The organism is Streptomyces sp. NPDC093598 (assembly GCF_044764825.1).
Classification (GTDB): domain Bacteria; phylum Actinomycetota; class Actinomycetes; order Streptomycetales; family Streptomycetaceae; genus Streptomyces.
Map to the genome: position 1 here is coordinate 795,429 of NZ_JBIWIV010000002.1, position 25,546 is coordinate 820,974.

The following is a 25,546-nucleotide window of genomic DNA, read 5'->3' on the forward strand; positions in this document are numbered from 1 at the left end:
ATCATGATCCGGACTCCGTAAGGCTCCGGGACCACGGATCCCTTCGTGATCCCTTCCTTTCCCCCGCAGTAGCACAGTGAGGTGCCAGGAAAGATGGACCGCTCTTCTCACCCCCGCTCTCGCAGGTTCGCGCCCGTCGTCGCCGTGGCCGCGGCAGCGGCCCTGACCCTCGCCGGCTGCTCCAGCAGTTCCGGGGGCAAGAAGTCCGAGGAAGGCGGCGCGAACGCCTCCGCCGGCAAGGCGAACACGCCCCGCATGACCGTCGCCCTCGTCACCCACCAGGCGCCCGGCGACACCTTCTGGGACACCGTCCGCAAGGGCGCCGAGGCCGCGGCCGCCAAGGACAACATCAAGCTCGTCTACTCGGCCGACCCCAACGCGGGCAACCAGGCCAACCTGGTCCAGAACGCGATCGACCAGAAGGTCGACGGCATCGCCGTCACCCTCGCCAAGCCGGACGCCCTCAAGGGCGTCATAGGCAAGGCCGAGAGCGCCGGCATACCGGTCGTCGGCCTCAACTCCGGCCTGAGCGACTGGAAGAAGCTCAACCTGCTGGAGTTCTTCGGCCAGGACGAGTCCGTCGCGGGCGAGGCCTTCGGCAAGAAGCTCAACGAGGTCGGCGCCAAGCACGTCCTGTGCGTCATGCAGGAGCAGGGCAACGTCGGCCTGACCCAGCGCTGCGACGGCGTCGCCAAGACCTTCGACGGCAAGGTCGACCCGCAGAACGTCAACGGCACCGACATGCCGTCCGTGAAGTCGACGATCACCGCCAAGCTGAAGCAGGACCCGTCCATCGACTACGTCGTCACGCTCGGCGCGCCCTTCGCGCTGACCGCCGTGCAGTCGGTCGGCGACGCCGGCAGCAAGGCGAAGATCGCCACCTTCGACCTCAACAAGGACCTCATCAAGTCCATCAAGGCCGGCGACATCCAGTTCGCCGTCGACCAGCAGCCCTACCTCCAGGGCTACCTGGCCGTCGACGGCCTGTGGCTCTACAAGAACAACGGCAACTACAGCGGCGGCGGCGAGCAGCCCGTGCTGACCGGCCCGGCCTTCGTCGACAAGTCCAACGTCGACAAGATCGGGGAGTTCGCCGCGAAGGGCACCCGGTGATGAGCATGACCCAGCAGGCCACGCCGGCGGTGGGAACACCGCCGGCCCCCGGCCCGAAGCAGTCCGACGGCCGGACTCGGCAGCGCCCGCCGGCGCTGCGGCTGCTCGCCCGGCCCGAGGTCGGTGTCTTCCTCGGCGCCGTCGCCGTGCTCGTGTTCTTCCTGTTCGCCGCGCCGCCGGTGCGCGACGGCAGCTCGATGGCCAACATCCTGTACCAGTCGTCGACCATCGGGATCATGGCGCTGCCCGTGGCCCTGCTGATGATCGGCGGCGAGTTCGACCTGTCCGCCGGTGTCGCGGTGGTCACCTCGGCGCTGACCGCGTCGATGCTCAGCTACCAGCTGACCATGAACGTCTGGGTCGGTGTGATCGTCGCCCTGCTGGTGTCGCTCGCGATCGGCGCCTTCAACGGCTGGCTGCTGGTCAAGACCGGCCTGCCGAGCTTCCTGGTCACCCTGGGCACGTTCCTGATCCTCCAGGGCGTGAACCTCGCGATCACCAAGCTGGTCACGGGCAATGTCGCCACCGACGACATCAGCGACATGGAGGGCTTCACCCAGGCGCAGAAGCTCTTCGCCTCGACCTTCACCGTCGGCGGGGTCAACGTCAAGATCACCGTCGTGTGGTGGCTCGTCTTCGCGGCCCTGGCGACCTGGGTGCTGCTGCGCACCAAGTACGGCAACTGGATCTTCGCCGTCGGCGGCAACAAGGACTCCGCGCGGGCCGTCGGTGTGCCCGTGACCTTCACCAAGATCTCCCTGTTCATGCTGGTCGGCTTCGGCGCCTGGTTCGTCGGCATGCACCAGCTGTTCTCCTTCAACACCGTGCAGTCCGGCGAGGGCGTGGGCCAGGAGCTCATCTACATCGCCGCGGCCGTCATCGGCGGTTGTCTGCTCACCGGTGGCTACGGCTCCGCGATCGGCCCGGTCTTCGGCGCCTTCATGTTCGGCATGGTGCAGCAGGGCATCGTCTACGCCGGCTGGAACCCGGACTGGTTCAAGGCCTTCCTCGGCGTGATGCTCCTCGGCGCCGTCCTCATCAATCTGTGGGTCCAGCGCACGGTGACCCGGAGGTGACCGCAATGACCAGCAACACAACCGGCACCCACGGCGCCGTCCTCGAGGACGAGCCGCCCGCCGGAGACCGCCCCCTCGTCGAACTCCGCGGTGCCGGCAAGTCCTACGGCAACATCCGCGCCCTGCACGGCGTCGACCTCACCGTCCACCCCGGCAAGGTGACCTGCGTCCTCGGCGACAACGGCGCCGGCAAGTCCACCCTCATCAAGATCATCTCGGGTCTGCACCAGCACACCGAGGGCGAGTTCCTCGTCGACGGTGAACCGGTGCGCTTCTCCACCCCGCGCGAGGCCCTCGACAAGGGCATCGCCACGGTCTACCAGGACCTCGCGGTCGTCCCGCTGATGCCGGTGTGGCGCAACTTCTTCCTCGGTTCCGAGATGACCAAGGGACCCTGGCCCGTGCGCCGTCTCGACATCGAGCGGATGAAGAAGACCGCGGACGAGGAACTGCGCAACATGGGCATCGTCCTGGACGACCTGGAGCAGCCCATCGGCACGCTCTCCGGCGGCCAGCGCCAGTGCGTCGCCATCGCCCGCGCCGTCTATTTCGGCGCCCGCGTCCTCATCCTGGACGAGCCGACCGCCGCCCTCGGCGTCAAGCAGTCCGGTGTGGTGCTGAAGTACATCGCCGCCGCCCGCGAGAAGGGCCTGGGCGTCATCTTCATCACCCACAACCCGCACCACGCCTACATGGTCGGCGACCACTTCAGCGTGCTGCGCCTCGGCACCATGGAGCTGTCCGCCTCCCGCAGCGACGTCAGCCTCGAAGAGCTGACGAACCACATGGCCGGCGGTGCCGAACTGGCCTCCCTCAAGCACGAGTTGGCACAGGTTCGCGGCGTCGACGTCGAGGAGCTCCCCGAGGAGGGGGACCTCACCGCTCCCGTAGCCACGTCTTCGGAAGGAAAGTCCTGACATGGCCTTCGCGCTCGACCGCATCCGGGTCGGCTCCGCCCCCGACTCCTGGGGCGTCTGGTTCCCCGACGACCCCCGGCAGGTGCCCTGGGAACGCTTCCTCGACGAGGTCGCCGAGGCCGGCTACTCCTGGATAGAACTCGGCCCGTACGGTTACCTGCCGACCGACCCTGCCCGGCTCACCGACGAGGTGACCAAGCGGAACCTCAAGGTCTCCGCGGGCACGATCTTCTGCGGGCTGCACCGCGGCCCCTCCGAGTGGGACTCCACCTGGGAGCAGGTCAGCCGGGTCGCCGCCCTCACCCAGGCCATGGACGCGGGGCACCTGGTCGTCATCCCGTCCTTCTGGCGCGACGACAAGACCGCCGAGATCCTCGAGCCCCCGGAGCTGACCACCGAGCAGTGGCGCAACCTCACCACGGGCATGGAGCGCCTCGGCCGCGAGGTGAAGGACCGGTACGGCCTGGACATCGTCGTCCACCCGCACGCCGACACCCACATCGACACCGAGGAGCACGTCGAGCAGTTCCTCGACTCCACCGACTCCGACGCCGTCAACCTCTGCCTGGACACCGGGCACTACGCCTACTGCGGCGGCGACAGCGTCAAGCTGATCGAGACGTACGGCGAGCGCATCGGCTATCTGCACCTCAAGCAGGTCGACCCGGAGATCCTCGCCGACGTCGTCAAGAACGAGGTCCCGTTCGGCCCGGCCGTCGCGCGCGGTGTGATGTGCGAACCGCCCGCCGGTGTCCCGGAGTTGGGTCCCGTCCTCACGGCCGCCCAGAAGCTGGGCGTGGACCTGTTCGCCATCGTCGAGCAGGACATGTACCCCTGTGAGCCGGACAAGCCGCTGCCGATCGCGGTGCGCACCCGCAAGTTCCTGAGGTCCTGCGGCGCCTGACGACCCGAAAGGACGGCCATGACGGAGCGCGCCCCCCGCACAGTCCTGGGTGTAGCGGTCATCGGTACCGGAAGGATGGGCGCCGACCATGTGCGCCGCATCCACGAAGTCACCAGCGGAGCACGGGTGGTCGCCGTCGCCGACGTCGACGCCGAGCGCGCGAAGGCCGTCGCCGCCCGCGTCGGCGGCTGCACGGCCCACACCGACCCGTCAGCCGCGATGGCGGCGGCCGACGTCGACGCCGTCCTGATCGCCTCCCCGGGCCCGGCCCACGAGGCCACACTGCTCGCCGCCTTCGAGCGGGACCTGCCCGTCCTGTGCGAGAAGCCGCTCACCCCCGACGCGGCCTCCGCCCTGCGCGTCCTCGAAGCCGAACTGCGCCTCGGCCACCGCCGGGTCCAGGTCGGCTTCATGCGCCGCTACGACCCCGAGTACGCGAAGCTGAAGGCCCTGCTGGCGACGGGCCAGCTGGGCCGCCCGCTCATGCTGCACAACCGGCACCGCAACGTCGCCAGCCCGCCCTTCTTCACCAGCTCCATGCTCATCAGCGACTCCGTCGCCCACGAGGCCGACGCGACCCGCTGGCTGCTGGGCCACGAGATCACCGCCGTCACGGTGCTGCGCCCCACCCCGTCGGCCAGTGCCCCGGACGCACTGCAGGATCCCCAGTTCGTCGTCTTCGAGACCGACGGCGGTGCTCTCTCCGACGTCGAGATCTTCGTCAACTGCGGCTTCGGCTACCAGGTCCAGGCCGAGGTCGTCTGCGAACGCGGCACCGCCCGCATCGGCGACGGCCACGCCCTGGTCACCCACATGGCCGGCCGCTGGGGCGGCACCATCGCCCAGGACTGGACCGAACGCTTCGAGACGGCCTACGACCACGAGATCCAGGCCTGGATCGACGCCACCCGCCGCGGCGAGGTCACCGGCCCGAGCGTCTGGGACGGCTACGCGGCGGCGGCGGTGTGCGAGGCCGGGGTCCGGGCCCTGGAGGACGGTGGCCGGGTGGAGATCGAACTGGCGGAGAAGCCGGCGCTGTACGTGTGACAAGGGGTTCGGGCCGCTGCCCCGGCCCCTTGCCGCATGTAGCGTGAACAGTGTCGTAGAGGGGAGCGGTGATGGGCACGGCACGCGACCTGATGATCGTGGCGATGGACGGGGCGACGAGCCGACCGGTGACGCAGGGTGACCTGTCGCTCGGACTGGCCGGGGCGGAGGTGTTCGACCTCCTCGGCGTCGAAGCGGTGACGCTGGACGACGACCGCATCGTGCCCCGCCGCACTCCGCCCCTCGACGACCCTCTGCTCGAACAGGCCGCGGCCGGGCTCGTGCGTGACAAGCCGTACGAGACGGTCGAGGACTGGCTGTGGCGCAGGGGCCGCGGACTGGCCGAGCGGTACCTGACCGTCCTGGCCGAGGAGGGACTGGTCGCGCGGCCGCGCGCCTCCTGGATCCCCTTCCGCGGCGCCGCCGGGCCGACGCCGGTCGACTCTCCTGCCCGGCAGCGCGCCAGGCACCGCCGGGCGACCGACGAGCCGGTGCTCACCACCCTCGCGGCCGCCGTCGGAGCGCGCGACGACGTGCCCGAGGACCTCGCCGTGCCCCCCGGCGTCGCCCAGACCGTGTTCGCCGCGGTGGTCGGCGCCGTGACGGAGCTGGACGCCGTGCGCCGGCGACGGGCCGTCGAGGACGCGGCGTTCGCCAACGTCTGGCGCGGCGCGTGAACCGTCGCGCTCCCGCGCTCCCGCGGGCCCGTGAGTCCCGAGAGTGCGGCCCTGCGCGCCCCGCGGGCGGTGACCGCGCCGCACCGGCTGATCGCCCTCGTCCGTGGCCCGTCGGGGTGATGGCGGGGCGGGAGCCGGGCCCCGCCCCGCCGCGGCACGTCAGACCGCCCGTACCTCCTCGATCGTCACCGGCCGGTGCTCGCGCAGCGACAGGGTGCACGCGTCGGCGATCCAGCCCGCCTCCAGGGCGTCCTCGATCGTGCAGGGGGAGGGGCGGGTGCCGGCGACGACCTCGGTGAACGCGGTCAGTTCGGCGCGGTAGGCGGCGGTGAAGCGGTCCATGAAGAAGTCGTGCGGGGTGCCCGCCGGGAAGGTCGCGCCCGGCTCGACCGAGCGCAGCGGCAGCTTGTCCTCCAGGCCCACGGCGATGGAGTCCTGGAAGCCGTGGATCTCCATGCGGACGTCGTAACCCCGGGCGTTGTGGCGGGAGTTGGAGACCACCGCGATGGTGCCGTCGTCGAGGGTGAGGATCGCGCCGGTGGTGTCGGCGTCGCCCGCCGCCTTGATGTACTCGGCGCCCCGGTTGCCGCCCACGGCGTACACCTCGGTCACCTCGCGGCCGGTCACCCAGCGGATGATGTCGAAGTCGTGCACCGAGCAGTCGCGGAAGATGCCGCCGGAGGCGGCGATGTACGCGGCGGGCGGGGGCGCCGGGTCCAGCGTGGTCGAGCGGACCGTGTGCAGCTTGCCGAGCTCACCGCTGCGCACGGCGGCGCGGGCGTTGACGAACCCGGCGTCGAAACGGCGGTTGTAGCCGATCTGGATCGGCACGTCCCGGCCGCGGACGGCCTTGAGCACCTCGACGCCCTCGGCCATGGTCCGGGCGACGGGCTTCTCGCAGAAGACGGGGACACCGGCCTCGACACCGGCCAGGATCAGCGCCGGGTGGGCGTCGGTGGCGGCCGCGACGACGATGCCGTCCACGCCGGCGGCGAGCAGCGCCTCCGGCGAATCCACGACATCGGCCCCGAACCGCTCGGCGGCGGCCTTGGCGGCGTCCGCGAACGGGTCGGTCAGGACGAGGGAGTCGACGGCGTCGAGTCCGGAGAGGGTCTCGGCGTGGAAGGCGCCGATGCGGCCGAGGCCGAGGATTCCGATACGCATGGGGGTGTGCTCCTGGAGGAAGTGCGGGTTTCTTGCGGGGGAAGTGCTCAGTCGAGTCCGCCGAGGACGTTCTGGTCCCAGTCGATCACCGACCCGGTGACCACCCCGGACCGGTCCGACAGCAGGAAGACCACGAAGTCGGCGATCTCGTCCGGCTGGCCGAGCTTGCCCATGGGCAGCTTCGCGGCGGCCTCCTCGCGCCAGTCGTCACCGGCCCCGTGGAAGGTCTTCTGCGTGGCGTCCTCGCCCTCGGTCGCCGTCCAGCCGATGTTCAGGCCGTTGATCCGGACCCGGTCGAACCGGTGCGCGTGCGCGGCGTTGCGCGTCAGGCCGATCAGCCCCGCCTTGGCGGCGACGTACGGCGCGAGGAACGGCTGCCCGCCGTGCGCCGACGACGTGATGATGTTGACGATCGTGCCGGGCGCCCCGCGCCCCACCATGTCCGCGACAGTCGCCTGCATCGCGAAGAACGGCGCCTTCAGATTGATCGCGATGTGCTGGTCGAACAGCTCGGGCGTGGTGTCCAGCAGCGTGCCCCGGGACGTCAGCCCCGCCGAGTTGACCAGGCAGTCGATCCGCCCGTACGCGGCGACGACCTCCGCGACGGCTCCCTTGGCCTGCTCCGCGTCCGCGAGATCGGCCCGTACGAACAGCGCCTTGCCCCCGCCCGCGGCCAGCTCGGCCACCAGAGCCTCACCGGGCTGCGCGCGCCGCCCGGTGACGGCCACGACCGCCCCCTCGCGCACGGCGGCCCGCGCGATGGCCGCGCCGACCCCCTGGCTGCCGCCGTTGACCAGAACGACCTTGTCGTCGAGAAGTCCGCTACGTCCGAGATGTTCCATCGAGTTCCTCAGCTCTCTCGCCGTCCGGCACCGGCCCGCAGCTCCGCCCGGAACGCCTCCGGCGTCCACTCCTCGCGCAGTGCGCGCCGCATCAGATCCGCCTGCGAGGACGGGGCGAGGCCGTCGACCGGAGGGTCGCTGTCGAGGTTGGTCGGGAAGGGGTAGCCCTCGGCGCTCGCCGCGACCACGTTGTCCAGCCACGCCTGGTCGGCACCCTCGGCCTTGCGCTTGAGGAGAACCGGGTACACCGCACCCGCGAGGGCCACTCGGTCCACCGTCTCCATCGCGCGGCCGAACGCGGACGACACCTGGAGCAGGTTGGCCATGCGCCGGATGTCCGCCGAGCGGTTGGTGCCGGCCGCGTGGAAGAGGGCCGGGTTGAAGAAGACCGCGTCGCCCTTGGCGAGCGGCAGTTGCACCTGGTGCGCCTCGAAGTACGCCCGGAACTCGGGAAGCCGCCAGGCGAGATAGCCCGGCTCGTACTTCTGCGAGTGCGGCAGGTACATCGTCGGCCCGGACTCCACCGGCATGTCGCAGTGCGCGACCGCGCCCTGGAGCGTCAGCACGGGGGAGAGGCGGTGCACGTGCGCCGGATAGGCGGCGGCGACCTCGTTCGACAGGAAGCCCAGGTGGTAGTCGCGGTGCGCGGTCTGGGCGGCGCCGCCCGGGTTGACCACGTTGAGCTGGGAGGTGACCTGGTAGCCGGGGCCCAGCCAGGCCGCGGACACCAGGGCGAGGATCTCGTTGGCGTAGTAGTCGGCGAATGTCTCCGCGTCGTACAGGGCCGCCTTCTCCAGCGCGTTCCACACCCGGTCGTTGGCGCCCGGCCTGGCGAAGTGGTCACCGGCCGTCACGCCCGAGGCGCGCTGTTCGGCGATCAGCGCCTCGAACACGTCGGTGGCCCGGTCCACGACCTGAAGGTCGGGAAAGGCGCCGCGGAAGACCACGATGCCGGGCCCGTCGGCGAGCGCCCGCACGAGTTCGGCTTGAACCACCCGGTCGCCTTCCAGCAGCCCGCAGTCGTAGACCGGCACGTTCCGCTCCACGGCGGAGGCGTGCGGATAGTCGGCGGGGTCGGTCGCCTGCTCGACCAGCGCGCGGAACACGTCGAGGTCGCAGTCCTGTTCGGACAGCCAGGCACGGTGGCGTACGGAAGTGATGGACATCGTCGTCCCTTCGGGGGTCACTGGAGCGACGCAGCCCTGTCATTCTTGTCAGTACAAACCCCTCGAACAACCAGCAGTGAGCCATCAAAAACCCCTCAAGGAGCCGACGTATGGGCCACCCGTTCCCGATCCGGGAGATCGCACGTCAGGCGGGCCTGAGCGAGGCGACCGTCGACCGGGTGCTGAACGGAAGGGGAGGGGTGCGCGAGAGCACCGCGCGGGAGGTCCGCCAGGCCGTCGCCGATCTCGACCGGCAGCGCACGCAGGTCCGGCTCGTCGGCCGGACGTTCATGGTCGACATCGTGATGCAGGCACCCGAGCGGTTCACCACGGCGATCAGGGCCGCCCTGGAAGCCGAGCTGCCGTCCCTGCATCCGGCGGTGCTCCGCTCCCGCTTCCACTTCCGCGAGACCGGCCCCGCCGGGGAGCTGGTGCGGATCCTGGACCGCATCGCCCGGCGCGGCTCGCAGGGCGTGATCCTCAAGGCCCCGGACGTGCCCGAGGTCACCGCCGCCGTAGGCCGCCTCGAAGCCGCCGGCGTCCCGGTCGTGACGCTGGTGACCGACCTGCCCGCCAGCGCCCGGCTCGCCTACGTCGGCATAGACGACCGGGCGGCGGGCGCGACGGCCGCGTATCTGATGGGCCAGTGGCTGGGGGACCGCCCGGGCAACATCCTCACCAGCCTCAGCAGCGGCTTCTTCCGCAACGAGGAGGAGCGCGAGATGGGCTTCCGCAGCGCCATGCGCGCCCGCCACCCGGAGCGCACGCTGGTCGAGATCGCCGAGGGGCAGGGTCTTGACGCCACCCAGTACGACCTCGTCCGGGCCGCGCTGGAACGCGACCCGGACATCCGCGCGGTGTACTCCATCGGCGGCGGCAACATCGCCACGCTGCGGGCCTTCGACGACCTCGGCCGCGCATGCGCCGTGTTCGTCGCGCACGACCTCGACCAGGACAACACCCGACTGCTGCGCGACCACCGCCTGTCCGCCGTGCTCCACCACGACCTTCGCCAGGACGTGCGCGAGGCCTGCCACACCGTCATGCGCGCGCACGGCGCGCTGCCGCCGGCGGGGCCGACCCTGCCCTCGGCGATCCAGGTGGTGACGCCGTACAACATGCCGCCGCAGGCGGCCGTGTGATCCGGGCGGCACGACCGGGCGTGGATCCGGAAGCGGAGCCTGCGCTGCCCCTACCGTCGGGCCCATGTGGACATCGCGCCCGGACGGTGGGCCGGACCGGTTGCTGACACTCGCCGACGGCGTCTTCGCCATCGCCATCACACTGCTCGTCCTGGATCTCTACGTGCCACGGGGCCTGGAGCCCGACCAGTACCGGCAGGCCCTGCGCCGGGTGCTCCCCGACCTCGGGGCCTACGCGCTCAGCGTCGCCGTGCTCGGCAGCTTCTGGCGCGACCACCGCAGGATCTTCCGCGGGGTGCGCGAGGTCGACGGACAGGTGATCAGCCTGTCCGTCGTCGGCTTCGGCGTCGCGGCCCTCGTGCCCTTCCCGACCCGGCTGCTCGCCGAGTACGGCGACCAGCCCGTGTCGGTCGCCGTCTACGCGGGGGCCGTCGCCGCGCTCGGCGCCTGCCACCTGGCGGTGGCCGCCGTCCTGGCGAGGCGCCCCTGGCTGCGCCACGGCACGCCCACCGAGGCGACGACCACGCTCTACCTCCTCGACAGCGCCACGATCGTGGTGGTCTTCCTCGCCACCGTCCCGCTCGTCTTCGTCACCGGACCGGAGATCATGTGGCTGTGGCTCGTCCTCGTACCGACGAAGATCTACCTGGGCCGGCGGCTCCAGACCCCGGGCTGAGGAGCCGCATCACACCGGCCCTGCCACCTCCGCCCACGTACCGCTCCGCGCCGACCGCGCCATCGCGTCCAGCGCGGCCGCACTGCGCACGGCATCCGTGAGCGTCGCTCCGTGCGGCCTGCCCTCGGCGACCGACTTCAGGAAGCGGTACGCCTCGATGACCTTCAGGTCGTCGTACCCCATCGCGTTGGCCGCGCCCGGCTGGAACGCGGCGAACTCGCCGTGCCCCGGGCCGACGTGGACCGTGGTGACGGACTGGTCCTGGTACGTCGTGCCGCGGCTGACCCCCAGCTCGTTCATGCGGCGGAAGTCCCAGAACACCGCACCCTTCGTGCCGTGCACCTCGAAGCCGTAGTTGTTCTGCTCGCCGACCGAGACCCGGCAGGCCTCCAGCACACCGCGCGCCCCGGAGGCGAAGCGCAGCAGGCAGCTGACATAGTCCTCGTTCTCGACCGGGCCGAGGTCACCCCCGGCGGCGCGGCTGTGCCCCGCCGTGGCACCGGTCGGGCGGGCCCGCTCCGGGAGGAAGATCGCGGTGTCGGCGGTCAGGGACGTGATGTCGCCGAGCAGATGACGGGCCAGGTCCACGCCGTGCGAGGCCAGGTCGCCCAGCACGCCGCTGCCGCCCCGCTCCCGCTCGTACCGCCACGTCAGCGCCCCCTCGGGGTGGGCCGCGTAGTCGCTGAACAGCCGGATGCGGACATGCGTGACCGTGCCGATCTCCCCGGAGGCGATCAGCTCGCGGGCCTCCTCCACGGCGGGCGCGTTGCGGTAGTTGAAGCCGACCGTGCCCTGCACGCCCGCTGTGGCCACCGCGTCCGCGACCGCGCCGGCGTCCTCCGCGGTCAGACCCACCGGCTTCTCGATCCAGATGTGCTTGCCCGCCTCGGCCATGGCGACACCGATCTCGCGGTGCAGGAAGTTCGGTGCGGTGATGCTGACCGCCTGCACGCGTGGGTCGGCGGCCACCTCGCGCCAGTCCCGGGTCGTCGAGGCGAACCCGAACTGCGCGGCGGCCTCCTCCGCCCGGCCCGGCACCTCCTCCGCGACCGTGACCGGCTCCGGAACGAGGGGGAGGTGCGGATAGTGGTGCCGCACGCGGGCGTACGCCTGGGTGTGCACCCGCCCCATCCAGCCGAATCCGATGACGGCGACGCCGAGCGTGTCCACCATGAGAGCCCCTCTTTGGACCGTTCCAGAACCTGTCCAGGCCACCCTGAGCGGGGTTCACCGACCCTGTCAACCTTTTGACAAGCCGTGGCGCCTCATGGAACGGTCCATCGCATGAGACCGCCGACGATCCGAGACGTGGCCGACCGGGCCGGCGTCTCCAAGTCGCTCGTCTCCCTGGTGCTGCGCGGCTCCGACCAGGTGCGCCCCGAGAAGCGGGACGCCGTGCTCCGGGCCGCCCAGGAGCTCGGCTACCGGCCCAACGCCGCCGCCCGCAGTCTCAGCGAGCAGCGCACCCGCACCGTCGGCGTCCTCCTCAACGACCTGCGCAACCCCTGGTTCGTCGATCTCCTCGACGGCCTGAACTCCCTGCTGCACGCCAACGGCCTGCGGATGCTGCTCGCCGACGCCCGTCTCAACCGCCGCACCGGCCAGGACCCGGCCGACCCGTTGCTGGAGCTGCGCGTCGACGGCCTGGTCGTGGTCGGCACGCTGCCCGACCCGGCGGCCCTCGGGGCAGTGGCCGAGCGCATCCCCGTCGTCCTGGCAGGCTCGCGTGAACCGGCACCGCCGGGCGTCGACGTCGTGGCGGGCGACGACGAGCGGGGCGCCCGCCTGGCCACCGAGCACCTGATCGGCCTCGGCCACCGCCGTATCGCGCACATCGCCGGCTACGGCGCGGTGGGCGAGCTGCGGCGCCGCAGCTTCGAGGCGACGATGCGCGGGCACGGCCTCGCGGACCAGGTGGTGACCGAGCCGAGCGACATGACCGAGGAGGGCGGCTACCGCACGACCGTCCGGCTGCTCAGCCGTCCTGACCGGCCCACGGCCGTCTTCGCCGTCAACGACATCGCCGCCATCGGCGTGCTCTCGGCGGCCGAGGAACTGGGGCTGCGCGTCCCGCGCGACCTGTCCGTCGTCGGCTACGACAACACGAGCATCGCCCGGCTGCGGCACGTGTGGCTCACGACGGTCGACAACACGAGCCACGAGGTCGGCCGCCGCGCGGCCCGCTGCCTCCTGGAGCGCTTCGAAGGCGCCGGCGGCGAGGGCCGCGTCCGACTCGCCACGCCCACCCTGGAGATCCGGGGATCGACGGCGCCGGCGCCCTGATCGCGCACCAGGTTCAGAGGTTGATCGCGTAGGCCTTTCGCAAGGTCTCGTGCACCGTCCACGTCGTACGGTCGCCCTCGCGCAGTACGGCGAGGTCGCCGGGCCCGACGGCGAGCGTCGGCCCGCCCTCGACCTCGATCGTCGCCGACCCGCTGATCACGACGAACAGTTCGTCGGCCTCGGTGTCGGTGACCACGCCGGGGGTGATCTGCCAGACGCCCCGCACCTGGCGGCCGTCCTCCGACTCCCAGACCACTTTCCCGGTCACCTCGGGCGTCCCGGAGACGATCTGCTCGGGCGCGAGGGGCTCGGGTTCGAGCTCGGCGTCGGGGATGTGGAGTACGAAGCTGTGCGTCATGCGGCGACCCTAGCCCCGGTGAGCGGGGGAGTGGTCCCGACAGAGTGTGGGGTGCCGGTGGGCGCGGGCGGACACTCCGTCGTCCTGTCGTCGGCGACGGCGTCCGTCTGCGCTCAATGTGCCGGTGGTCGTCCTCGCCGGAGACACCGAGATCGCCGGCGTGCCCGGCACCGCCGCCCGGCGACAGTCGAATTCGCCCCGGGAGGGGAAGTTGCTGCCCACCGGCAACATGGTGTTCATCGGCCTGGCCGCCGTACGAGGGTCGCGGCGGGTGGGAGGGGACAGCACGGGCAGGGTGCTGACAGGCGCACCCTGACCGGCTCCCGGTGTCCTGGTACCCGTCTCAACCCCTTTGCTCTGGTCGGGAGTTTCCGCCGACTGGCGTATTGTTTGCGGCATATGCCCGCCTGTTGAGATGCGTCGGGCATGCGCATGCGCAGGCGAAGGGGGACAGCACGTGGACGAGACGCGGCACCGACCCGTCCGGCGAGCCGGACCGACCGGAGGTGCCGTCACGGCGCTCCTGGCCGTCGCGGCCTTCGCGGGTCATGCCACCACGGCGGGGCTCCCCTGGTGGGCGGTCCTGGCCGTCGCCGTCTCGACAGCGGGCCTCGCCGGCTGGACCAACGCCCACCTCGGTCGCGGGCGACGGCCCCGGGGCGACTCCACGGAACCCGGCGAGCAGATGTTCGGCACCTGCCCGCTCCGCGCCCCGCACTCCGAGCCCCTGCCGCCCCAGGGGTCGCGGGGCTGAGCCCCGCCCCCCACATGCGGTAGGGTTGACCTGCGTGATCATGCGGTTCACCGCGCGAGACGCATCGGGACGTGGCGCAGCTTGGTAGCGCACTTGACTGGGGGTCAAGGGGTCGCAGGTTCAAATCCTGTCGTCCCGACGGGTGAAGTACGGATCGCAAGGCCATTTCGGATCACTCCGAAATGGCCTTGCGGTCTTTTCGAGGCCGAACGGGGGCCGAACCGGGCCGGTCACGGCGCGGCCGGGTTACCGGCCCACCACCCGCTCGACACCACTCGGTGTCGGCGCCGGCTTGAGGTCCACCTGCACCCGGTGCACCGAGTCGTGGCTCACCGCGCCGCCCAGGCGCGCCTCCACGACGCCCAGGCGCAGCCCCGCACCGCCCTCACCGGCCCGGTGGAACTGCACCGAGAACTCCACGCTCACCTGTTCGACGGTGAACCGCCAGTCACTGCCGGCGCCGTCCCGCTCCGCCTGCGCCAGTTCCTTGCGGATCGAGTCGATCGCCTGCGCGAGTCCGATCGGTTCGGACTGATTTCCCGTCATGTCTGTTCCCCCGAACGGCTTTTGGCTGATCCGGCAAGAGCACGAGTCTAGTCCCGGCGGGTCCTGATGCGTAGCGTGATGAGGATGGGGGAACTGGCTGCGGACTGGCGGGTGCGCCTGCGGTGGGGGGGAGCGGCGGGCGAGGTACGGGGCGCCGGCATCCTCATCGATGCGCGGACCGTCCTCACGTGCGCGCATGTGGTCCGGGACCGGGACGCGGTGATGTGGGTCGAGTTCGTGGAGAACGCGCGCGTCGAGCCGGTGGCCGCGCGCGTCGCCGACGGCGGCTGGCTGCCGGACCTGCCGGACGGGAACGGTGAGGACCTCGCGGTGCTGCGCCTGGACAGCCCCCGTCCGCAGGCCCTCCCGGCCAGTCTGTCGACGGAGCTCACCGCGGGTCTCGAGGTCACCGTCACCGGGTACGCGGAGCGCTTCGACGACGGCATGGTGCTCACCGGGACCGTGCGTGGCCTGAGGGGACACCGGGTGCAGTTCGATGCGCGGCACCGCAGGGAAGTGGTGCGCCGCGGGTTCAGCGGGGCCGGGGCATGGGCCGTGTCCGCGGACGGAGAACCGGTCGTGGTGGGAATCGTGGTCAGCTGGCGGGGCGACCTGGACGAGCCGCTGCCGCAGGACAACGTGCTGGCGTACTCGTACCTCATCCCTGTCGCGCGCATGGCCGAACTCTCCCCCGTCGTCCGTGAGCTGGCGCGTCCCGATGCCTGGGACCGGGGCTTCGACAAGCGGGCGCGGCGCTGGCTGGCCGACCCGTCCGGCCCCCCGGTCAAGGTCAGCGTGGTCGAGCGCGGGGGCGGCCGGGAGCGGACCCTGCGCCACCTGGAACACCTCGCCGCCTGCGTGCACCGGCCGGCCGACGCTTCCCGGGCCGAGCTGGTCGACCGGCTCCTGGGCCGGGCACTCACCTTCGCCCCCGGCGGCTACCCCGCGTGCCGGGAGTGGCTGCTGGGCCGGGGCGTGCGCCCGGCCGGCACCACCCCGTACGCCGCCGAGCCCGGCATCACCGTCCTCGTCGACGGCGTGGACGAGGCCCGCAGCCCCGCCCGCCTCGCCGGGCTGCTCGCCCGGCTCGTCACGTGCGGCGTGCGGCTGCTGCTGGTGTTCCGCGACAGCGGCGGCCCGGGATGGCGGGAGGTGCGCGACATGGTGCTCGAGCCCGGCCTCCTCGCCTGCGCCGATGACCTGCTGGCCCGTGGGAAGGAGTGGGAGGCCCGCCGCGCGCGCGAGGCCGGGATGGTCGACGCGGAGTCCCTGCGCCACGCCACCGCTGCCACCGCGGACCTGATGAGGCGCAGAGAGGCGATCGCGGCCATGACCGATCCGGCGGAACGGCTGCGCGCCTTACGGGAGTTCGTGGACGGGCTGCGGGCGGCGTATCCGGGGGGCACGTGAGTGGGTGCGGGGTCGGCGGTGCGCCGGACGGGCGAACCGCCGGGTTTCGGGAAGTCCGGCGGGTGAGCCGCGGGCGTGCATGCATCGCAGAGGGAACGGCGCGGCCCGCCGTCGTGGCAGCGATGCCGACGGCCGTGGGGCAGGACGGGGGAGGACCATGCGCGTGAGCACGGAGCCGTGCCGTCAGCGACGGCTCAGTGGAGGGCCCTGCGGCGGGGAGATCCTGCCGACCGGGTACTGCGATCGGTGCGGCCGACGACGGGACGCGCGGCCGCTGCCGGAGCCGGGTGACGGACCACGGGGCCCCCGGCAGTTGCTGACACTGCCGGCCCGCACGCCGCGCTCGCCCGAGGAGCGGCTCGACGGCGGCGCGCACATCGCGGACCAGGCACAGCGCTGCCGCACACCGGACTGCGGCGCCACGATCCCCGTCCTCGCCGACAGCCCCGACCGGCAGTACTGCCCGCGCTGCGGCAAGCCGCACGCCATGCGGCCCGACTTCGTACGGGGCGCCACGCTCAGCGGCCAGTACCACATCAAGGGCCCTGTCGCCCGTGGCGGTCAGGGCTGGGTGTACCTCGCCGAGGACACCCACCTCGACGACCTCGTCGCCGTGAAGACCCTGAGGGACCGCTACGGCGCGCACGGCGCCGCCCTCGCCGACCTCGAGCGGCGCACCCTCGTGGCCAGCCGGCACCCGTACATCGTGCGGATCCGCGACTTCCTCCCCTACGGAGCCCCCACATCGGGCGAGGACAGTGTCCCGAACCCCGAGCTCCGCGTCCGGGGCGGTCACATCGTCATGGAGGACGTCGGTGACCACACCCTTCAGTCGATCATCGACGAGGTCCGCCGGGGACACGAGACGCTCGACATCGAGCACGTCGCCACGTACGGCATCCAGATCCTGACGGCGCTCTCCCACCTGCACCAGCAGGATCTTCTGTATGGCGACATGAAGCCGTCGAACGTCGTCCATGTCGATGACCACGTCAAGGTCATCGACATGGGCAGTGTGCGCAAGCTGCACCAGACCGAGCCGCCGCCCCATGTGACACCCGGCTTCCACGCGCCGGAGCTGGCCGGCGAACTCACCCTCGCCAACGACCTGCACACCGTCGGCGTGACCCTGCGCTGCCTCGCCGCCCCCGCCGTCCGCGACGACGTGCCCGGCCTCGGCACGGGTTCGCTCGACGCCGTCATCGACCGTGCCACACGCACGGTGGAGGAAGGGCCGCGGTTCAAGGACGCGGAAGAGATGGCCGACCAACTCCGGGGCGCTCTGCGCGAGATCAGGGCGCTGCGCGGCAAGGGTGGCTCACCCGAGCCGTCCGGCTACTTCGACCCGTCGCCGGACTGGCTGGGTGAGCGGCTCGGCGACGTACCGGCGACGTCCGACCTCGCGCGTCCTGACGAGGACCCCCCGCGTCGCGGAGCCCCGCCCGTCCTGCGGATCCTGGACCACGGTCGGCCCACGCCCGTCGAGATCGCCCGACGGCTCCCGGTCCCCAAGCCGTTCTCGAAGGACCCGAGGACCCCGGAGTTCGGCGTGAGCGGGGGCTACGCCCGCACGGTGCGGCTCCAGCAGATCCCCGACGACGAGCCCTCCGCCGAGATCTGCCTGCACAACATCCGCGTCGCCCTCGCCACCGATCCCGCACCGCCCGACGTGGACGCGGCGGAAGCGGAACTGGCCCTGGCCGAGGGCATCCCGGGGCCCGAGGAAGTGCGGCGCTGGCGCCTGGAGTGGCACCGGGGGCTGATCGCGCTCGCCCGGTTCGGCACGGGTGCGTCGGGGCGTCCCGCGGGCCGGGCGGCGGACCTGGCCGAGGCGTGCCGGAGCTTCGAGCTGGTCCGCGCCGACCTGCCGGGCGAGTACGCACCGAAATTGGCCCTCGCCTACGCCTACGAGTGCGCCGCCCACGCGGAAGCACGGGCACCGGACGCCGCCGCGGCACGGGCCCGGGCCCGCGATCTGTTCCACGCGGTGCATCTGCGCAACCCGGCGCACTGCGGCGCCGCCCTGGGCCTGGCCCGCCTCGCTCTCGACGAGCACGACCGTGACAAGGCGCTGGCCGCCCTCGAACGGGTACCGCGTGGCACCCGTGGCCGCACCCTCGCCCAGCGGGCCGCCACCCGGATCCGGGCCGCCTGCCTGGGTCACGGCCCCGAGGATCTGCCCTCGCCGGAAGCCGCCGAGGCGGTGCTCGCCGCACACGTCGCGGACCGGAACCGCCCTTCACAGGAACGGGAGCTGGTCCTCGCACCGCTCGACGAACTCCGGCTGCGCATCGAGGTCAACGAGTGGCAGCTCGCCGCGCTGCACCTGAAGCACGGCATCACCGACGCGGGCGAGGCCACCTTGCGCCGCCGCCTGCACCGCCTGCGCAGCTGGTGGCGCCCCGCGCACGAACCGACCCCCGAGGAACGCCGGGCGGTGGAGGTCCGCGTCCTACTGGAGCGCGACTACCTGGACCTCGCCGCCGCCGATCCGGACCTCAGCGAGGCCCTGGTGGAGCGCGCCCACGCCGTCCGCCCGACGACGTTGACATGAGACGCCGCCGGTGCCCTGCCGCCGTACCGCAGCACCTGTCAGGAGGCACTGATGAGATCTCCGGCCGAGCAGGCCCCGACGGCGCCCCCCTCGGGCGGCGGCGGGACCGCGGTGCCGTACGCCACCACCCTCGTCGTCGACGTCGACGAGCCCGAGCTCGTGCCGCGGATACCGGGAGAGTCGGTCAGGCTGCTCGCGCAGGTGAAGGTGACCGTCCTCGACCGGGCAGAGGGAGACCACGCGGACCCCGGGCAGCTCGCCCTGCTCATCGCGCTCGACCTCGCCGAACACCGCAGGGAGCGCATGGTGACGGCGATGCGGGCAGCGCTCGCCGCCATGCCCTCAGGTGTGTCGTTCGCCGTGCTCACGGCGGCCGACGGGCGCGGAGGCGGGCCCGTGCGCTACTACCCGGCGGAGCCCGGTGCATGGGCGTCGGCCGACCGGAAGCACCGGGTCAACGCGGCCTTCGCGATGGGCGCGGCCCCGCTGGCCGCCGACGGCGCACCGGCATCCTCCGGCTACGAAGGATGGCTGGCCGTGGCCCGGCGGACGTTCGCCGGGTGCGACCGGCCGCTGTGCAGACTGCTGCTCGTCACCGACGGGAGCACCGGATACGAGAACGCCTCGCTCACCGAGGAACTGACGGCGTGCGGCACCGCGTTCACCTGCGACGTCGTGGCCGTCGGCGCGGACTGGGACTACCAGCCGCTGGAGCGGATCGTCAGCCGTCTGCGGGGGACGGCCGACGCCGCGGGACCGGACTTCGCCGCCGAACTCGCCGCGGCGGTCCGCCGGGCCTGCCGCCGGGCCGTCCCCGCGCTGCCGCTGGAGGTCACCGTGCGCCCCGGCGTGCGCGTCGAGTCGTTCGTCCAGTTCAAGCCCCAGCACCTGGAACTCGCCGCCGAGCCGTCGTCGGGACCGCACCGTCACGTGTTCCATGCCCTGCCGTGGGACCCGGCGGGCAGCGGCAGCGAGTTCCTGCTCGACCTGCGCGTCGACGGCTCCGGTGATCCGCTCGGCGAAGTACTCCAGTTCGCCATGGTCTCGCTGGGACCCCGGCACGAAGCCGTCACCGCCTGCTGGCGTGATCCCGGCCTCCCACCCGCACGAACCGCCTCGAACGCGAGCGACGAGACGACCGGTGACAGCAGCCGCTTCCTCGACTCGCAGAACCGGATGATCGCCCATCTCAAGAAGGGCCTCACCTCCTTGGGAGCCGGTCGAAGAGCGGACGCGGAACGGCACCTGGGTCAGGCCGCCGCGGTGGCCCACCGGCTGCGGGTGCGCTGGGTCCTCGACGAGATCGAGGCCTGGGGCGACATCCACGACGCCGCCGCCGGATCCGTGAGCGTGAGCCTGCCCGCCGACGCCCACCGGGTCAGTGTCACGCTGCTGCGCCTCGGCGCCCGGTCGGCGAACGGGAGCACGGGCCGCACGGCAGGCCGACAGCGCACCGCCTGCCCCCGCCCGGACTGCCGGGAGCCGGCCGCCCCCGGGGCCTTCTACTGCGTGCGCTGCGGAAAGGAACTGTCGTGAGGGGAGGGCGCGAGCAGCGGCCCGGCGCGGCCCGGCGCGGCGTGAGCACACGACGGCTGCTGCTGCGTCACCTGTGGGCCTTCCTCGGCTGCGCCGCCGTCGGCGTCAGTCTGCTCACCGCCGTGGCCGTGCCACAACTGGATGCGCGCGTGCGGGAGTTGCGCGACGATGTCGCGCCGTCCGTACGTGGCTCGGCAGCCGTCAGGCTCGCCGTGCTGCGTGCCGACGAGGCGGCCCGGCACTCGATCGAGCGGGAGGTCGCCGGTACGGTCGGGGCGGGCGAGACGGCCCAGAGCCAGCTCGCCGCCGCGGACCAGGGCCTGACCCAGCTCGCGGACCACGTCGGCAGCGGCATGGACCAGGACATCTCCGCAGTCAACGGCCTGCTGGAGGCCTACAGCAACGCCATCACGCTCGCCACGGTCAAATACCAGGCGGACGGCGAGATGCGGAGCGAGAAACTCGCCGAAGCCGACGCCCTGCTGAACCGCCCGGACACCGGTCTGCTCGACCGCCTCGACAAGGTCGCCAACGCCGAACGACACCGGGCCGGCGAACTGTCCGAGCCGGGCGTGCTGTTGACGGCCGCCTGGGTGGTGGCAGCCGCCTCGCTGGCCGCCGCCGCCACCGTGGCGGGCCTCGCGTGCCGTGTCATCAGCCGGCGCTGTGGTCGGCTGCTGGCCCCCTGGATCCTGGCCGGCGCCGCCGCTCCCATGGCCCTGGCCACGGTGCCGGCCTTCCTGGCGTGGCGTACCGCCCAGGGCCTGAACACCGCACGCGACCATCTCAGGGACATCCTGCACATCGCCCTGACGGACTCGCTGCAGGGAAACGCCCGGGCCCTGACCGCCGCACAGCAGCAGGTCGCCGCCACCGGCCTGCCCGACCTGTCCGCCTTCGGCTGGTGGAACGGTGTCTACGTCGTCGTGGGTCTGGCCGGCATCTGCGCCGCCGTCGCCGGCCTCGTCGCCCGGCTCACCACCGACTACCCGGAGCGCCCGGTCGACTGGTCGTGGGCGCGCGGCTCGTGGAACCGGGCGACCCGCACGAGGGGGCGCCGCTGGATCGCCGCGGCGGCCGCGTTGGCTGTCCTGGCGGCGATCGCCACCCCGCAACTCCTGGAGCGCAACCCCGTCGTCACCGTACTCGGCCCGTGGACGGGCAAGGAGGAACAGCGCTTCCGCGGCCTGATGGAAGCCGCCGGCATCCGTGTCAGCTATCAAGGCACCCCCGCCCAGCGCGAGGTGCTGCTCTCGCGGGTCCAGGCCGGTGACCCGCCCGACATCGCGATCATGCCCGGCATCGGGGAACTGGCCGAGTACCGCGCCGAGAAGCACCTGAAGCCGCTCGACGACCTGGTCGAGGAGCTGCGATACGCGGGCCCCTGGCGCCCGGACGGCAAGGGGCAAACCTACTGGTGGCCGGTCAACGCCAACCTCAAGAGCATCGTGTGGCAGTCCCGCGACGCCGTCGGCCACCCCGGCAACCTGTCCTCCTGGTGCCTCGGCATGGGTGAGGACGGCGCCGCCGGCTGGCCCGGCACCGACTGGATCGAGGACATCGTGTTGCAGCGGGCCGGACCGGGCGTCTACGCGGACTGGGCCCGCGGCAGCGGCAAGAACGCCTCCACGGTGTGGACGAAGGGACCGGTCCGGGAGGCATGGCGGCAGTGGGCCCGCTTCCTCGCCACGGACCGCGGCCGGGCAGAGCAGGCACTGACCACCGACTGGCGTGGCCCCGCCGCTCTGAAACGGCGCAACACCGCCTTCCGCGAGACCACCCCCCGGTGCGCCCTCGAACACCAGGGCTCCTTCGCGCAGGGTGACGACGGCGCCCGCCTCACGGACGCCGCACCACTGCTCCCGGGCGGGCCCTACCGGACACGGGCCTACGAGGTGTCCGGCGATTTCGCCGCCCTCTTCAACGACCGGGAACCTGCCCGCAAGGCGCTGCGCGCCCTCTTCTCCGAGGACGGGCAGGAGAGGTGGGCGGGGCAGGGCACCATGTACTCGGCGATGCTCCCGGTCATGACGGAGATCGCCGACCACGGCGATGTGGACTCCACCGCCCGCGCGATCTACGGACGGTTCCGGCAGACCGCGGTGCCGCGCTGCCTCGACGCCTCCGATGTCATGCGGCCCGCCGTGCGGGACGCGTTCCACGAGGCGGTGCTGCGGACCGTCGCCGCCGTTGCCGGAGGCGGACTGTCCGACGAGGACCTCGACGACATCCTGGGCGGCGTCAAAAAAGTCCAGGAGGTGACGGACCAGAACGAGGACATCGAGGAACTCAGGGTGTGCAGCGAGCCCCGGGCGTGAATCCGGCCGCGTGGCCATGCCCCGGGTTCGGGCACGCGAGCCCGTGTGGCGTGGTCGAGGACGTCACCCACCCCCATGGGCGACGTCCTCGACCGCTCCCCCGGTGCCGGACTGCGGCTCAGGTGTCCGCGCGGCGGATCCGTGCCGTCACCAGCACATCACCGCCGTCTCGCCGGAACCCCAGGCGGAGTACAGGCGTACCCGGACGGCGTAGCGGCGGCCCTTGACGAGCCGGGCGCCGATCGTGGCGTTGTGCGGAGTTCCCCCGTCGTCCTGTCCGGCGAGGTAGCGGGGTTCTCCGCCCCGCTCCTCGAAGAGCACGACGACGGCGTCGCAGTCGCCGAAGGTGCCCAGCGTGTACGTGCGGGTCTCGGGCGGGTCGATCACGAAGTCCGCCTGTTCGCCCGGGCCGAGCCCGAGCGGCGCCGAACGGAACGGCACCAGCGCGGGCGCACCCTGCGGATGCGCCGGCGGATACCAGCGCAGCACCGCCTCCTTGTCGGCGGCGGACAGGGTGCCGGGCGGGTTCAAGCCACCCCGGTACTCCTCCGGCTCCAGGATCAGCCCCGGCGGGAACGGGAACTCCATGATCGACTGCGGGTCCCAGACGGAGCCGCCGACCTCGTCGGAGCCGAGCTTGCGCAGGATGTTGTAGTGCGTCCGCTCCCGGCTCCAGTGGTGGGGCGGGCCCGCCAGCTCGGCGTACACGGCCTCGTCGTCCCAGTGGATCCCGGCGAACGGGCTCTGGTGCTCGTGCAGCAGGCCGAGTGCGTGCCCGATCTGGTGCAGGGCCGTCGCGCGTCCCCCGGGCGCGGTCAGGTCCCAGCCGAAGTTCATGGTGCGTTCGTGCCGGCCGGCCGGCAGTGCCGCCCGGCCCACCGCGGACCAGGAGCCGTCGCCGGCCTGGAATCCGATGCGCAGTTCGGCCTCCGAGCGGTCGTCGACCTCGGCGAAGGTGATCCCGATGCCGAGGTCCTGCCACTCCCGGAAGCACGCGCGCACCACGTCCCGCTGTTCCTCGGCGCCGGCCCACGACACCCGTCGCGTCATCCCCCTCCCCGGCACGGGGATGACGGACGCGTCGGTGTCACCGTCGAAGAACCAGTAGTGCACGACGGTGCCGTTGACCCACATCCGCCGTCCGCTCGCGAGCACGTTCAGCCGCTCGGCCGCCAGCCCCGGTGCGAAGGCGGGCGCCGGCGCCTGTGCCAGCGAGCAGTAGCGTGCGGTCATGGGCCACAGCCTGCCCTGCGGCCCGTCCCGGGCGCCTGAGTCGGCGGCTACTCAAGTCACCCTGTATCAGGAGTGAGTAGCCGCGCTCATATCTGTGTGATGACCTACGAGAGGGACGCGACGACGCTGGAACTGCCCTGGCCGTTCGCCGGGCGGGAGGACGAACGGGAGCTGGTCCGCCGGTCTTTGGCCGGTGTGCGGCGCGGCATCGTGGTGACGGGCCCGGCCGGCTGCGGCAAGACCCGCCTCGCCACCGAGGCGATCCGCGGCACCGACTGCGCCCGGGCGGCCGGTACGCCCGAGAGCCGGGCCATCCCCTTCGCGGCGTTCGCCCATCTGCTGCCCGAGTCGGTCACACTGCACCGCGCGGTCCAGCTGCTGTCCGGCATCCGTACGCTGCTGGTGGACGACGCGCACCTTCTCGACGACGCCTCCGCAGCCCTGGTCCATCAGCTCGCCGTGCACGGGCGCACCCGGCTGCTGGTCGTCGCCACGGACGGCAGCCCGGTGCCCGGCGCGGTCGCCCGGCTCTGGACCGGTGAACTCCTGCCGCGCCTCACGCTGGAGCCACTGCCCGACGAGGAGACCGCCCAGCTGCTCACGGCCGGCGCAGGCCCTCTCGACGCGCTCACCGCCGACCGGCTGCGCCGCCTGAGCCGGGGCGACCTGCGGCTGCTGCGCGACCTGCTGGGGGCGGTGCGCGGGCTGCTGACTCCCGTTCCGGACACCGGCGAACGCGCGTGGCGGGGTCCCGTGCCGCTGACCCCGGCCGTGCGGGAGCGCACCGCGCCCGTCCTCGGCCGGGACTGCCCACTCGAACGTGAGACCCTCGACCGCCTCGCCTTCGCCGAACCCCTGCCGTCGGACCTGGACGCCCTGGACGTCGGCGCCCTGGAAGTCCTGGAGTCCGACGGCCTGATCGAGGTCGACGACCGAGGTGCCGTCCGTCTCGCCCACCCCCTGTACGGACCGGTGCTCAGGGCCGCGGCGGGCCGGCTGCGGGCGCGGCGACTGGCCCGGACGCCGGACCAGTGTGCCGCCGCCCTCGACGCCGAGTCGGCCGCTCTGGCCCACCGGATCGACCAGCACGACGTACGGGCGATGCCCACACCGGTGGGGGAGTGGATGGTCGCCGAGGGCGGACCGCTGCCGGGCGGGTACGCCGCGGTGCGCGCCCGGTTCGCGCGGCTGCGCGGGGAGGTGAGGCAGGCAGCGGCCTGGGCGCGGGAAGGCCTGCGGGGCGACCCCGGGGACGCGTCGTGCCGGGCGGAATTCGCCCGCGCGGCGGCGGCCGTGGACAGCCGGGGCGACCTGGACCCGGAGGCCCTCACCGACCCCTACGACGCCGTCCGCCTCGGCGCCCCCGAGAAGGTCGTCGACCGGCTGGGCGGCGTCTTCGCCCGGCACGCCGACGCCCTCACCCGTGCCGACGGACCGGACCTGGACGAGGTGGCCGGGGAACTGGAGCGGCGGGGCTTCCTGCTGTTCGCCGCCGAGGCGTACGCCCAGGCCGTGGGCGCTCACCGCGATCCGCGCGCCGCCCGGCACTCCCGCACCCGGGCCGTCGCCCTGGCCCGGCGCTGCCAGGGAGCCCGCACCCCCGCCCTGTCCGGGCTGGCCCTCGGCCAACTCACCGCCCGGCAGCGGCAGATCGTCACCCTCGCCGCGGCCGGCCTGACCAACCGGCAGATCGCCGAACGTCTCACCCTGTCGATCCGCACCGTCGGCAACCACCTGTACAGCGCCTACGCCCGGCTCGGCGCGAGCGACCGCGGCGCCCTGCCGTGGCTGGACCGGACGCCGGAGGCCCAACCGGCCTGAGCCGGCACC

General features: G+C 72.5%; 23 protein-coding genes and 1 tRNA gene. 17 read left to right on the top strand and 7 right to left on the bottom strand.

What is annotated here, in order from left to right; translation table 11 throughout:
* Positions 1–93: 93 nt before the first annotated feature.
* From ACIRDU_RS09635 to ACIRDU_RS09660, 6 genes are all read left to right on the top strand, one after another.
* Entirely contained in the window at positions 94–1,113 is a 1,020-nt protein-coding gene (locus tag ACIRDU_RS09635; protein ID WP_403576491.1) for a sugar ABC transporter substrate-binding protein, read from the top strand.
* The gene (locus tag ACIRDU_RS09640) at positions 1,113–2,189 is read left to right on the top strand and encodes an ABC transporter permease (RefSeq protein ID WP_403576493.1); all 1,077 of its coding nucleotides are present in this window, start codon (positions 1,113–1,115) and stop codon (positions 2,187–2,189) included. Before ACIRDU_RS09635 ends, ACIRDU_RS09640 begins: the two co-directional genes overlap by 1 nt.
* Positions 2,190–2,194: 5 nt before the next feature.
* Entirely contained in the window at positions 2,195–3,106 is a 912-nt protein-coding gene (locus tag ACIRDU_RS09645; RefSeq protein WP_403576495.1) for an ATP-binding cassette domain-containing protein, read from the top strand.
* A gap of 1 nt (position 3,107) precedes the next feature.
* Complete coding sequence (locus ACIRDU_RS09650; protein WP_403576497.1) at positions 3,108–4,010, top strand: sugar phosphate isomerase/epimerase family protein; 903 nt, start codon at positions 3,108–3,110, stop codon at positions 4,008–4,010.
* Between the two features lie 18 nt (positions 4,011–4,028).
* Entirely contained in the window at positions 4,029–5,057 is a 1,029-nt protein-coding gene (locus ACIRDU_RS09655; protein WP_403576499.1) for a Gfo/Idh/MocA family protein, read from the top strand.
* A gap of 71 nt (positions 5,058–5,128) precedes the next feature.
* Positions 5,129–5,734 carry a GPP34 family phosphoprotein gene (locus tag ACIRDU_RS09660; RefSeq protein WP_403576500.1) on the top strand — a complete coding sequence of 202 codons (606 nt, stop codon included), beginning with the start codon at positions 5,129–5,131 and terminating at the stop codon, positions 5,732–5,734.
* 159 nt (positions 5,735–5,893) lie between these two features.
* On the opposite strand, the gene ACIRDU_RS09665 is transcribed toward ACIRDU_RS09660, so the two are convergent.
* Genes ACIRDU_RS09665 through ACIRDU_RS09675 form a run of 3 tightly spaced genes read right to left on the bottom strand, consistent with a single transcriptional unit; the run spans position 5,894 to position 8,906 of the window.
* Entirely contained in the window at positions 5,894–6,898 is a 1,005-nt protein-coding gene (locus tag ACIRDU_RS09665) for a Gfo/Idh/MocA family oxidoreductase (protein ID WP_403576502.1), read from the bottom strand.
* Positions 6,899–6,945: 47 nt separating this feature from the next.
* On the bottom strand, positions 6,946–7,740 hold the full coding sequence (locus ACIRDU_RS09670; protein WP_403576504.1) for an SDR family oxidoreductase: 795 nt from the start codon (positions 7,738–7,740) through the stop codon (positions 6,946–6,948).
* An 8-nt stretch (positions 7,741–7,748) separates the two neighbouring features.
* A complete protein-coding gene (locus tag ACIRDU_RS09675; protein WP_403576506.1) occupies positions 7,749–8,906 on the bottom strand; it encodes a phytanoyl-CoA dioxygenase family protein in 1,158 nt (385 codons plus the stop codon).
* A 110-nt stretch (positions 8,907–9,016) separates the two neighbouring features.
* On the opposite strand from ACIRDU_RS09675, the gene ACIRDU_RS09680 reads away from it, so the two are divergent.
* The gene (locus tag ACIRDU_RS09680; protein WP_403576508.1) at positions 9,017–10,048 is read left to right on the top strand and encodes a LacI family DNA-binding transcriptional regulator; all 1,032 of its coding nucleotides are present in this window, start codon (positions 9,017–9,019) and stop codon (positions 10,046–10,048) included.
* A gap of 64 nt (positions 10,049–10,112) precedes the next feature.
* On the top strand, positions 10,113–10,724 hold the full coding sequence (locus ACIRDU_RS09685) for a TMEM175 family protein (protein WP_403576510.1): 612 nt from the start codon (positions 10,113–10,115) through the stop codon (positions 10,722–10,724).
* A gap of 9 nt (positions 10,725–10,733) precedes the next feature.
* Here ACIRDU_RS09685 and ACIRDU_RS09690 read toward each other — a convergent pair whose 3' ends face one another.
* Positions 10,734–11,897 carry a Gfo/Idh/MocA family protein gene (locus tag ACIRDU_RS09690; protein ID WP_403576512.1) on the bottom strand — a complete coding sequence of 388 codons (1,164 nt, stop codon included), beginning with the start codon at positions 11,895–11,897 and terminating at the stop codon, positions 10,734–10,736.
* A 111-nt stretch (positions 11,898–12,008) separates the two neighbouring features.
* Between ACIRDU_RS09690 and ACIRDU_RS09695 the strand changes: the two genes are divergently transcribed.
* Positions 12,009–13,007: a LacI family DNA-binding transcriptional regulator gene (locus ACIRDU_RS09695; protein WP_403576514.1), complete on the top strand. Its 999-nt coding sequence runs from the start codon at positions 12,009–12,011 to the stop codon at positions 13,005–13,007.
* Between the two features lie 13 nt (positions 13,008–13,020).
* On the opposite strand, the gene ACIRDU_RS09700 is transcribed toward ACIRDU_RS09695, so the two are convergent.
* A complete protein-coding gene (locus tag ACIRDU_RS09700; RefSeq protein ID WP_403576516.1) occupies positions 13,021–13,365 on the bottom strand; it encodes a cupin domain-containing protein in 345 nt (114 codons plus the stop codon).
* Between the two features lie 124 nt (positions 13,366–13,489).
* Between ACIRDU_RS09700 and ACIRDU_RS09705 the strand changes: the two genes are divergently transcribed.
* The 3 genes from ACIRDU_RS09705 (at position 13,490) to ACIRDU_RS09715 (ending at position 14,258) form a co-directional block, all read left to right on the top strand.
* Positions 13,490–13,681 carry a hypothetical protein gene (locus ACIRDU_RS09705; protein ID WP_403576518.1) on the top strand — a complete coding sequence of 64 codons (192 nt, stop codon included), beginning with the start codon at positions 13,490–13,492 and terminating at the stop codon, positions 13,679–13,681.
* 141 nt (positions 13,682–13,822) lie between these two features.
* Positions 13,823–14,119, top strand: coding sequence for a hypothetical protein (locus tag ACIRDU_RS09710; protein ID WP_403576520.1), 297 nt, complete (start codon positions 13,823–13,825; stop codon positions 14,117–14,119).
* A gap of 65 nt (positions 14,120–14,184) precedes the next feature.
* Positions 14,185–14,258 (top strand) — tRNA-Pro (locus tag ACIRDU_RS09715).
* 107 nt (positions 14,259–14,365) lie between these two features.
* On the opposite strand, the gene ACIRDU_RS09720 is transcribed toward ACIRDU_RS09715, so the two are convergent.
* Positions 14,366–14,665, bottom strand: a complete 300-nt coding sequence (locus ACIRDU_RS09720; protein WP_403576522.1) for a trypco2 family protein — start codon at positions 14,663–14,665, stop codon at positions 14,366–14,368.
* Between the two features lie 84 nt (positions 14,666–14,749).
* Between ACIRDU_RS09720 and ACIRDU_RS09725 the strand changes: the two genes are divergently transcribed.
* The 4 genes from ACIRDU_RS09725 (at position 14,750) to ACIRDU_RS09740 (ending at position 22,483) form a co-directional block, all read left to right on the top strand.
* On the top strand, positions 14,750–16,075 hold the full coding sequence (locus ACIRDU_RS09725; protein ID WP_403576524.1) for a trypsin-like peptidase domain-containing protein: 1,326 nt from the start codon (positions 14,750–14,752) through the stop codon (positions 16,073–16,075).
* A gap of 313 nt (positions 16,076–16,388) precedes the next feature.
* Entirely contained in the window at positions 16,389–18,629 is a 2,241-nt protein-coding gene (locus ACIRDU_RS09730) for a tetratricopeptide repeat protein (RefSeq protein WP_403576526.1), read from the top strand.
* 51 nt (positions 18,630–18,680) lie between these two features.
* Positions 18,681–20,165 (top strand): hypothetical protein, encoded by a 1,485-nt coding sequence (locus ACIRDU_RS09735; RefSeq protein ID WP_403576528.1) that lies wholly within the window; start codon positions 18,681–18,683, stop codon positions 20,163–20,165.
* A complete protein-coding gene (locus ACIRDU_RS09740) occupies positions 20,162–22,483 on the top strand; it encodes an extracellular solute-binding protein (protein WP_403576530.1) in 2,322 nt (773 codons plus the stop codon). The genes ACIRDU_RS09735 and ACIRDU_RS09740 overlap by 4 nt, the downstream gene beginning before the upstream one ends.
* Positions 22,484–22,630: 147 nt before the next feature.
* Here ACIRDU_RS09740 and ACIRDU_RS09745 read toward each other — a convergent pair whose 3' ends face one another.
* Positions 22,631–23,716, bottom strand: coding sequence for a M12 family metallopeptidase (locus tag ACIRDU_RS09745; protein WP_403576532.1), 1,086 nt, complete (start codon positions 23,714–23,716; stop codon positions 22,631–22,633).
* A 99-nt stretch (positions 23,717–23,815) separates the two neighbouring features.
* Here ACIRDU_RS09745 and ACIRDU_RS09750 point away from each other — a divergent pair, with 99 nt between their 5' ends.
* Positions 23,816–25,537: a LuxR C-terminal-related transcriptional regulator gene (locus ACIRDU_RS09750; protein WP_403576534.1), complete on the top strand. Its 1,722-nt coding sequence runs from the start codon at positions 23,816–23,818 to the stop codon at positions 25,535–25,537.
* Positions 25,538–25,546 lie beyond the last annotated feature (9 nt).

Excerpts from the sequence above, each read along its gene's own strand:
- ACIRDU_RS09690 (WP_403576512.1), bottom strand. The coding sequence starts at position 11,897 with ATGGTGGACACGCTCGGCGTCGCCGTCATCGGATTCGGCTGGATGGGG.
- ACIRDU_RS09660 (WP_403576500.1), top strand. The coding sequence starts at position 5,129 with ATGGGCACGGCACGCGACCTGATGATCGTGGCGATGGACGGGGCGACG.
- ACIRDU_RS09635 (WP_403576491.1), top strand. The coding sequence starts at position 94 with ATGGACCGCTCTTCTCACCCCCGCTCTCGCAGGTTCGCGCCCGTCGTC.
- ACIRDU_RS09695 (WP_403576514.1), top strand. The coding sequence starts at position 12,009 with ATGAGACCGCCGACGATCCGAGACGTGGCCGACCGGGCCGGCGTCTCC.
- ACIRDU_RS09680 (WP_403576508.1), top strand. The coding sequence starts at position 9,017 with ATGGGCCACCCGTTCCCGATCCGGGAGATCGCACGTCAGGCGGGCCTG.
- ACIRDU_RS09655 (WP_403576499.1), top strand. The coding sequence starts at position 4,029 with ATGACGGAGCGCGCCCCCCGCACAGTCCTGGGTGTAGCGGTCATCGGT.
- ACIRDU_RS09750 (WP_403576534.1), top strand. The coding sequence starts at position 23,816 with ATGACCTACGAGAGGGACGCGACGACGCTGGAACTGCCCTGGCCGTTC.
- ACIRDU_RS09670 (WP_403576504.1), bottom strand. The coding sequence starts at position 7,740 with ATGGAACATCTCGGACGTAGCGGACTTCTCGACGACAAGGTCGTTCTG.
- ACIRDU_RS09735 (WP_403576528.1), top strand. The coding sequence starts at position 18,681 with ATGAGATCTCCGGCCGAGCAGGCCCCGACGGCGCCCCCCTCGGGCGGC.
- ACIRDU_RS09725 (WP_403576524.1), top strand. The coding sequence starts at position 14,750 with ATGGGGGAACTGGCTGCGGACTGGCGGGTGCGCCTGCGGTGGGGGGGA.
- ACIRDU_RS09645 (WP_403576495.1), top strand. The coding sequence starts at position 2,195 with ATGACCAGCAACACAACCGGCACCCACGGCGCCGTCCTCGAGGACGAG.
- ACIRDU_RS09745 (WP_403576532.1), bottom strand. The coding sequence starts at position 23,716 with ATGACCGCACGCTACTGCTCGCTGGCACAGGCGCCGGCGCCCGCCTTC.
- ACIRDU_RS09720 (WP_403576522.1), bottom strand. The coding sequence starts at position 14,665 with ATGACGGGAAATCAGTCCGAACCGATCGGACTCGCGCAGGCGATCGAC.
- ACIRDU_RS09685 (WP_403576510.1), top strand. The coding sequence starts at position 10,113 with ATGTGGACATCGCGCCCGGACGGTGGGCCGGACCGGTTGCTGACACTC.
- ACIRDU_RS09665 (WP_403576502.1), bottom strand. The coding sequence starts at position 6,898 with ATGCGTATCGGAATCCTCGGCCTCGGCCGCATCGGCGCCTTCCACGCC.
- ACIRDU_RS09650 (WP_403576497.1), top strand. The coding sequence starts at position 3,108 with ATGGCCTTCGCGCTCGACCGCATCCGGGTCGGCTCCGCCCCCGACTCC.
- ACIRDU_RS09675 (WP_403576506.1), bottom strand. The coding sequence starts at position 8,906 with ATGTCCATCACTTCCGTACGCCACCGTGCCTGGCTGTCCGAACAGGAC.
- ACIRDU_RS09640 (WP_403576493.1), top strand. The coding sequence starts at position 1,113 with ATGAGCATGACCCAGCAGGCCACGCCGGCGGTGGGAACACCGCCGGCC.
- ACIRDU_RS09700 (WP_403576516.1), bottom strand. The coding sequence starts at position 13,365 with ATGACGCACAGCTTCGTACTCCACATCCCCGACGCCGAGCTCGAACCC.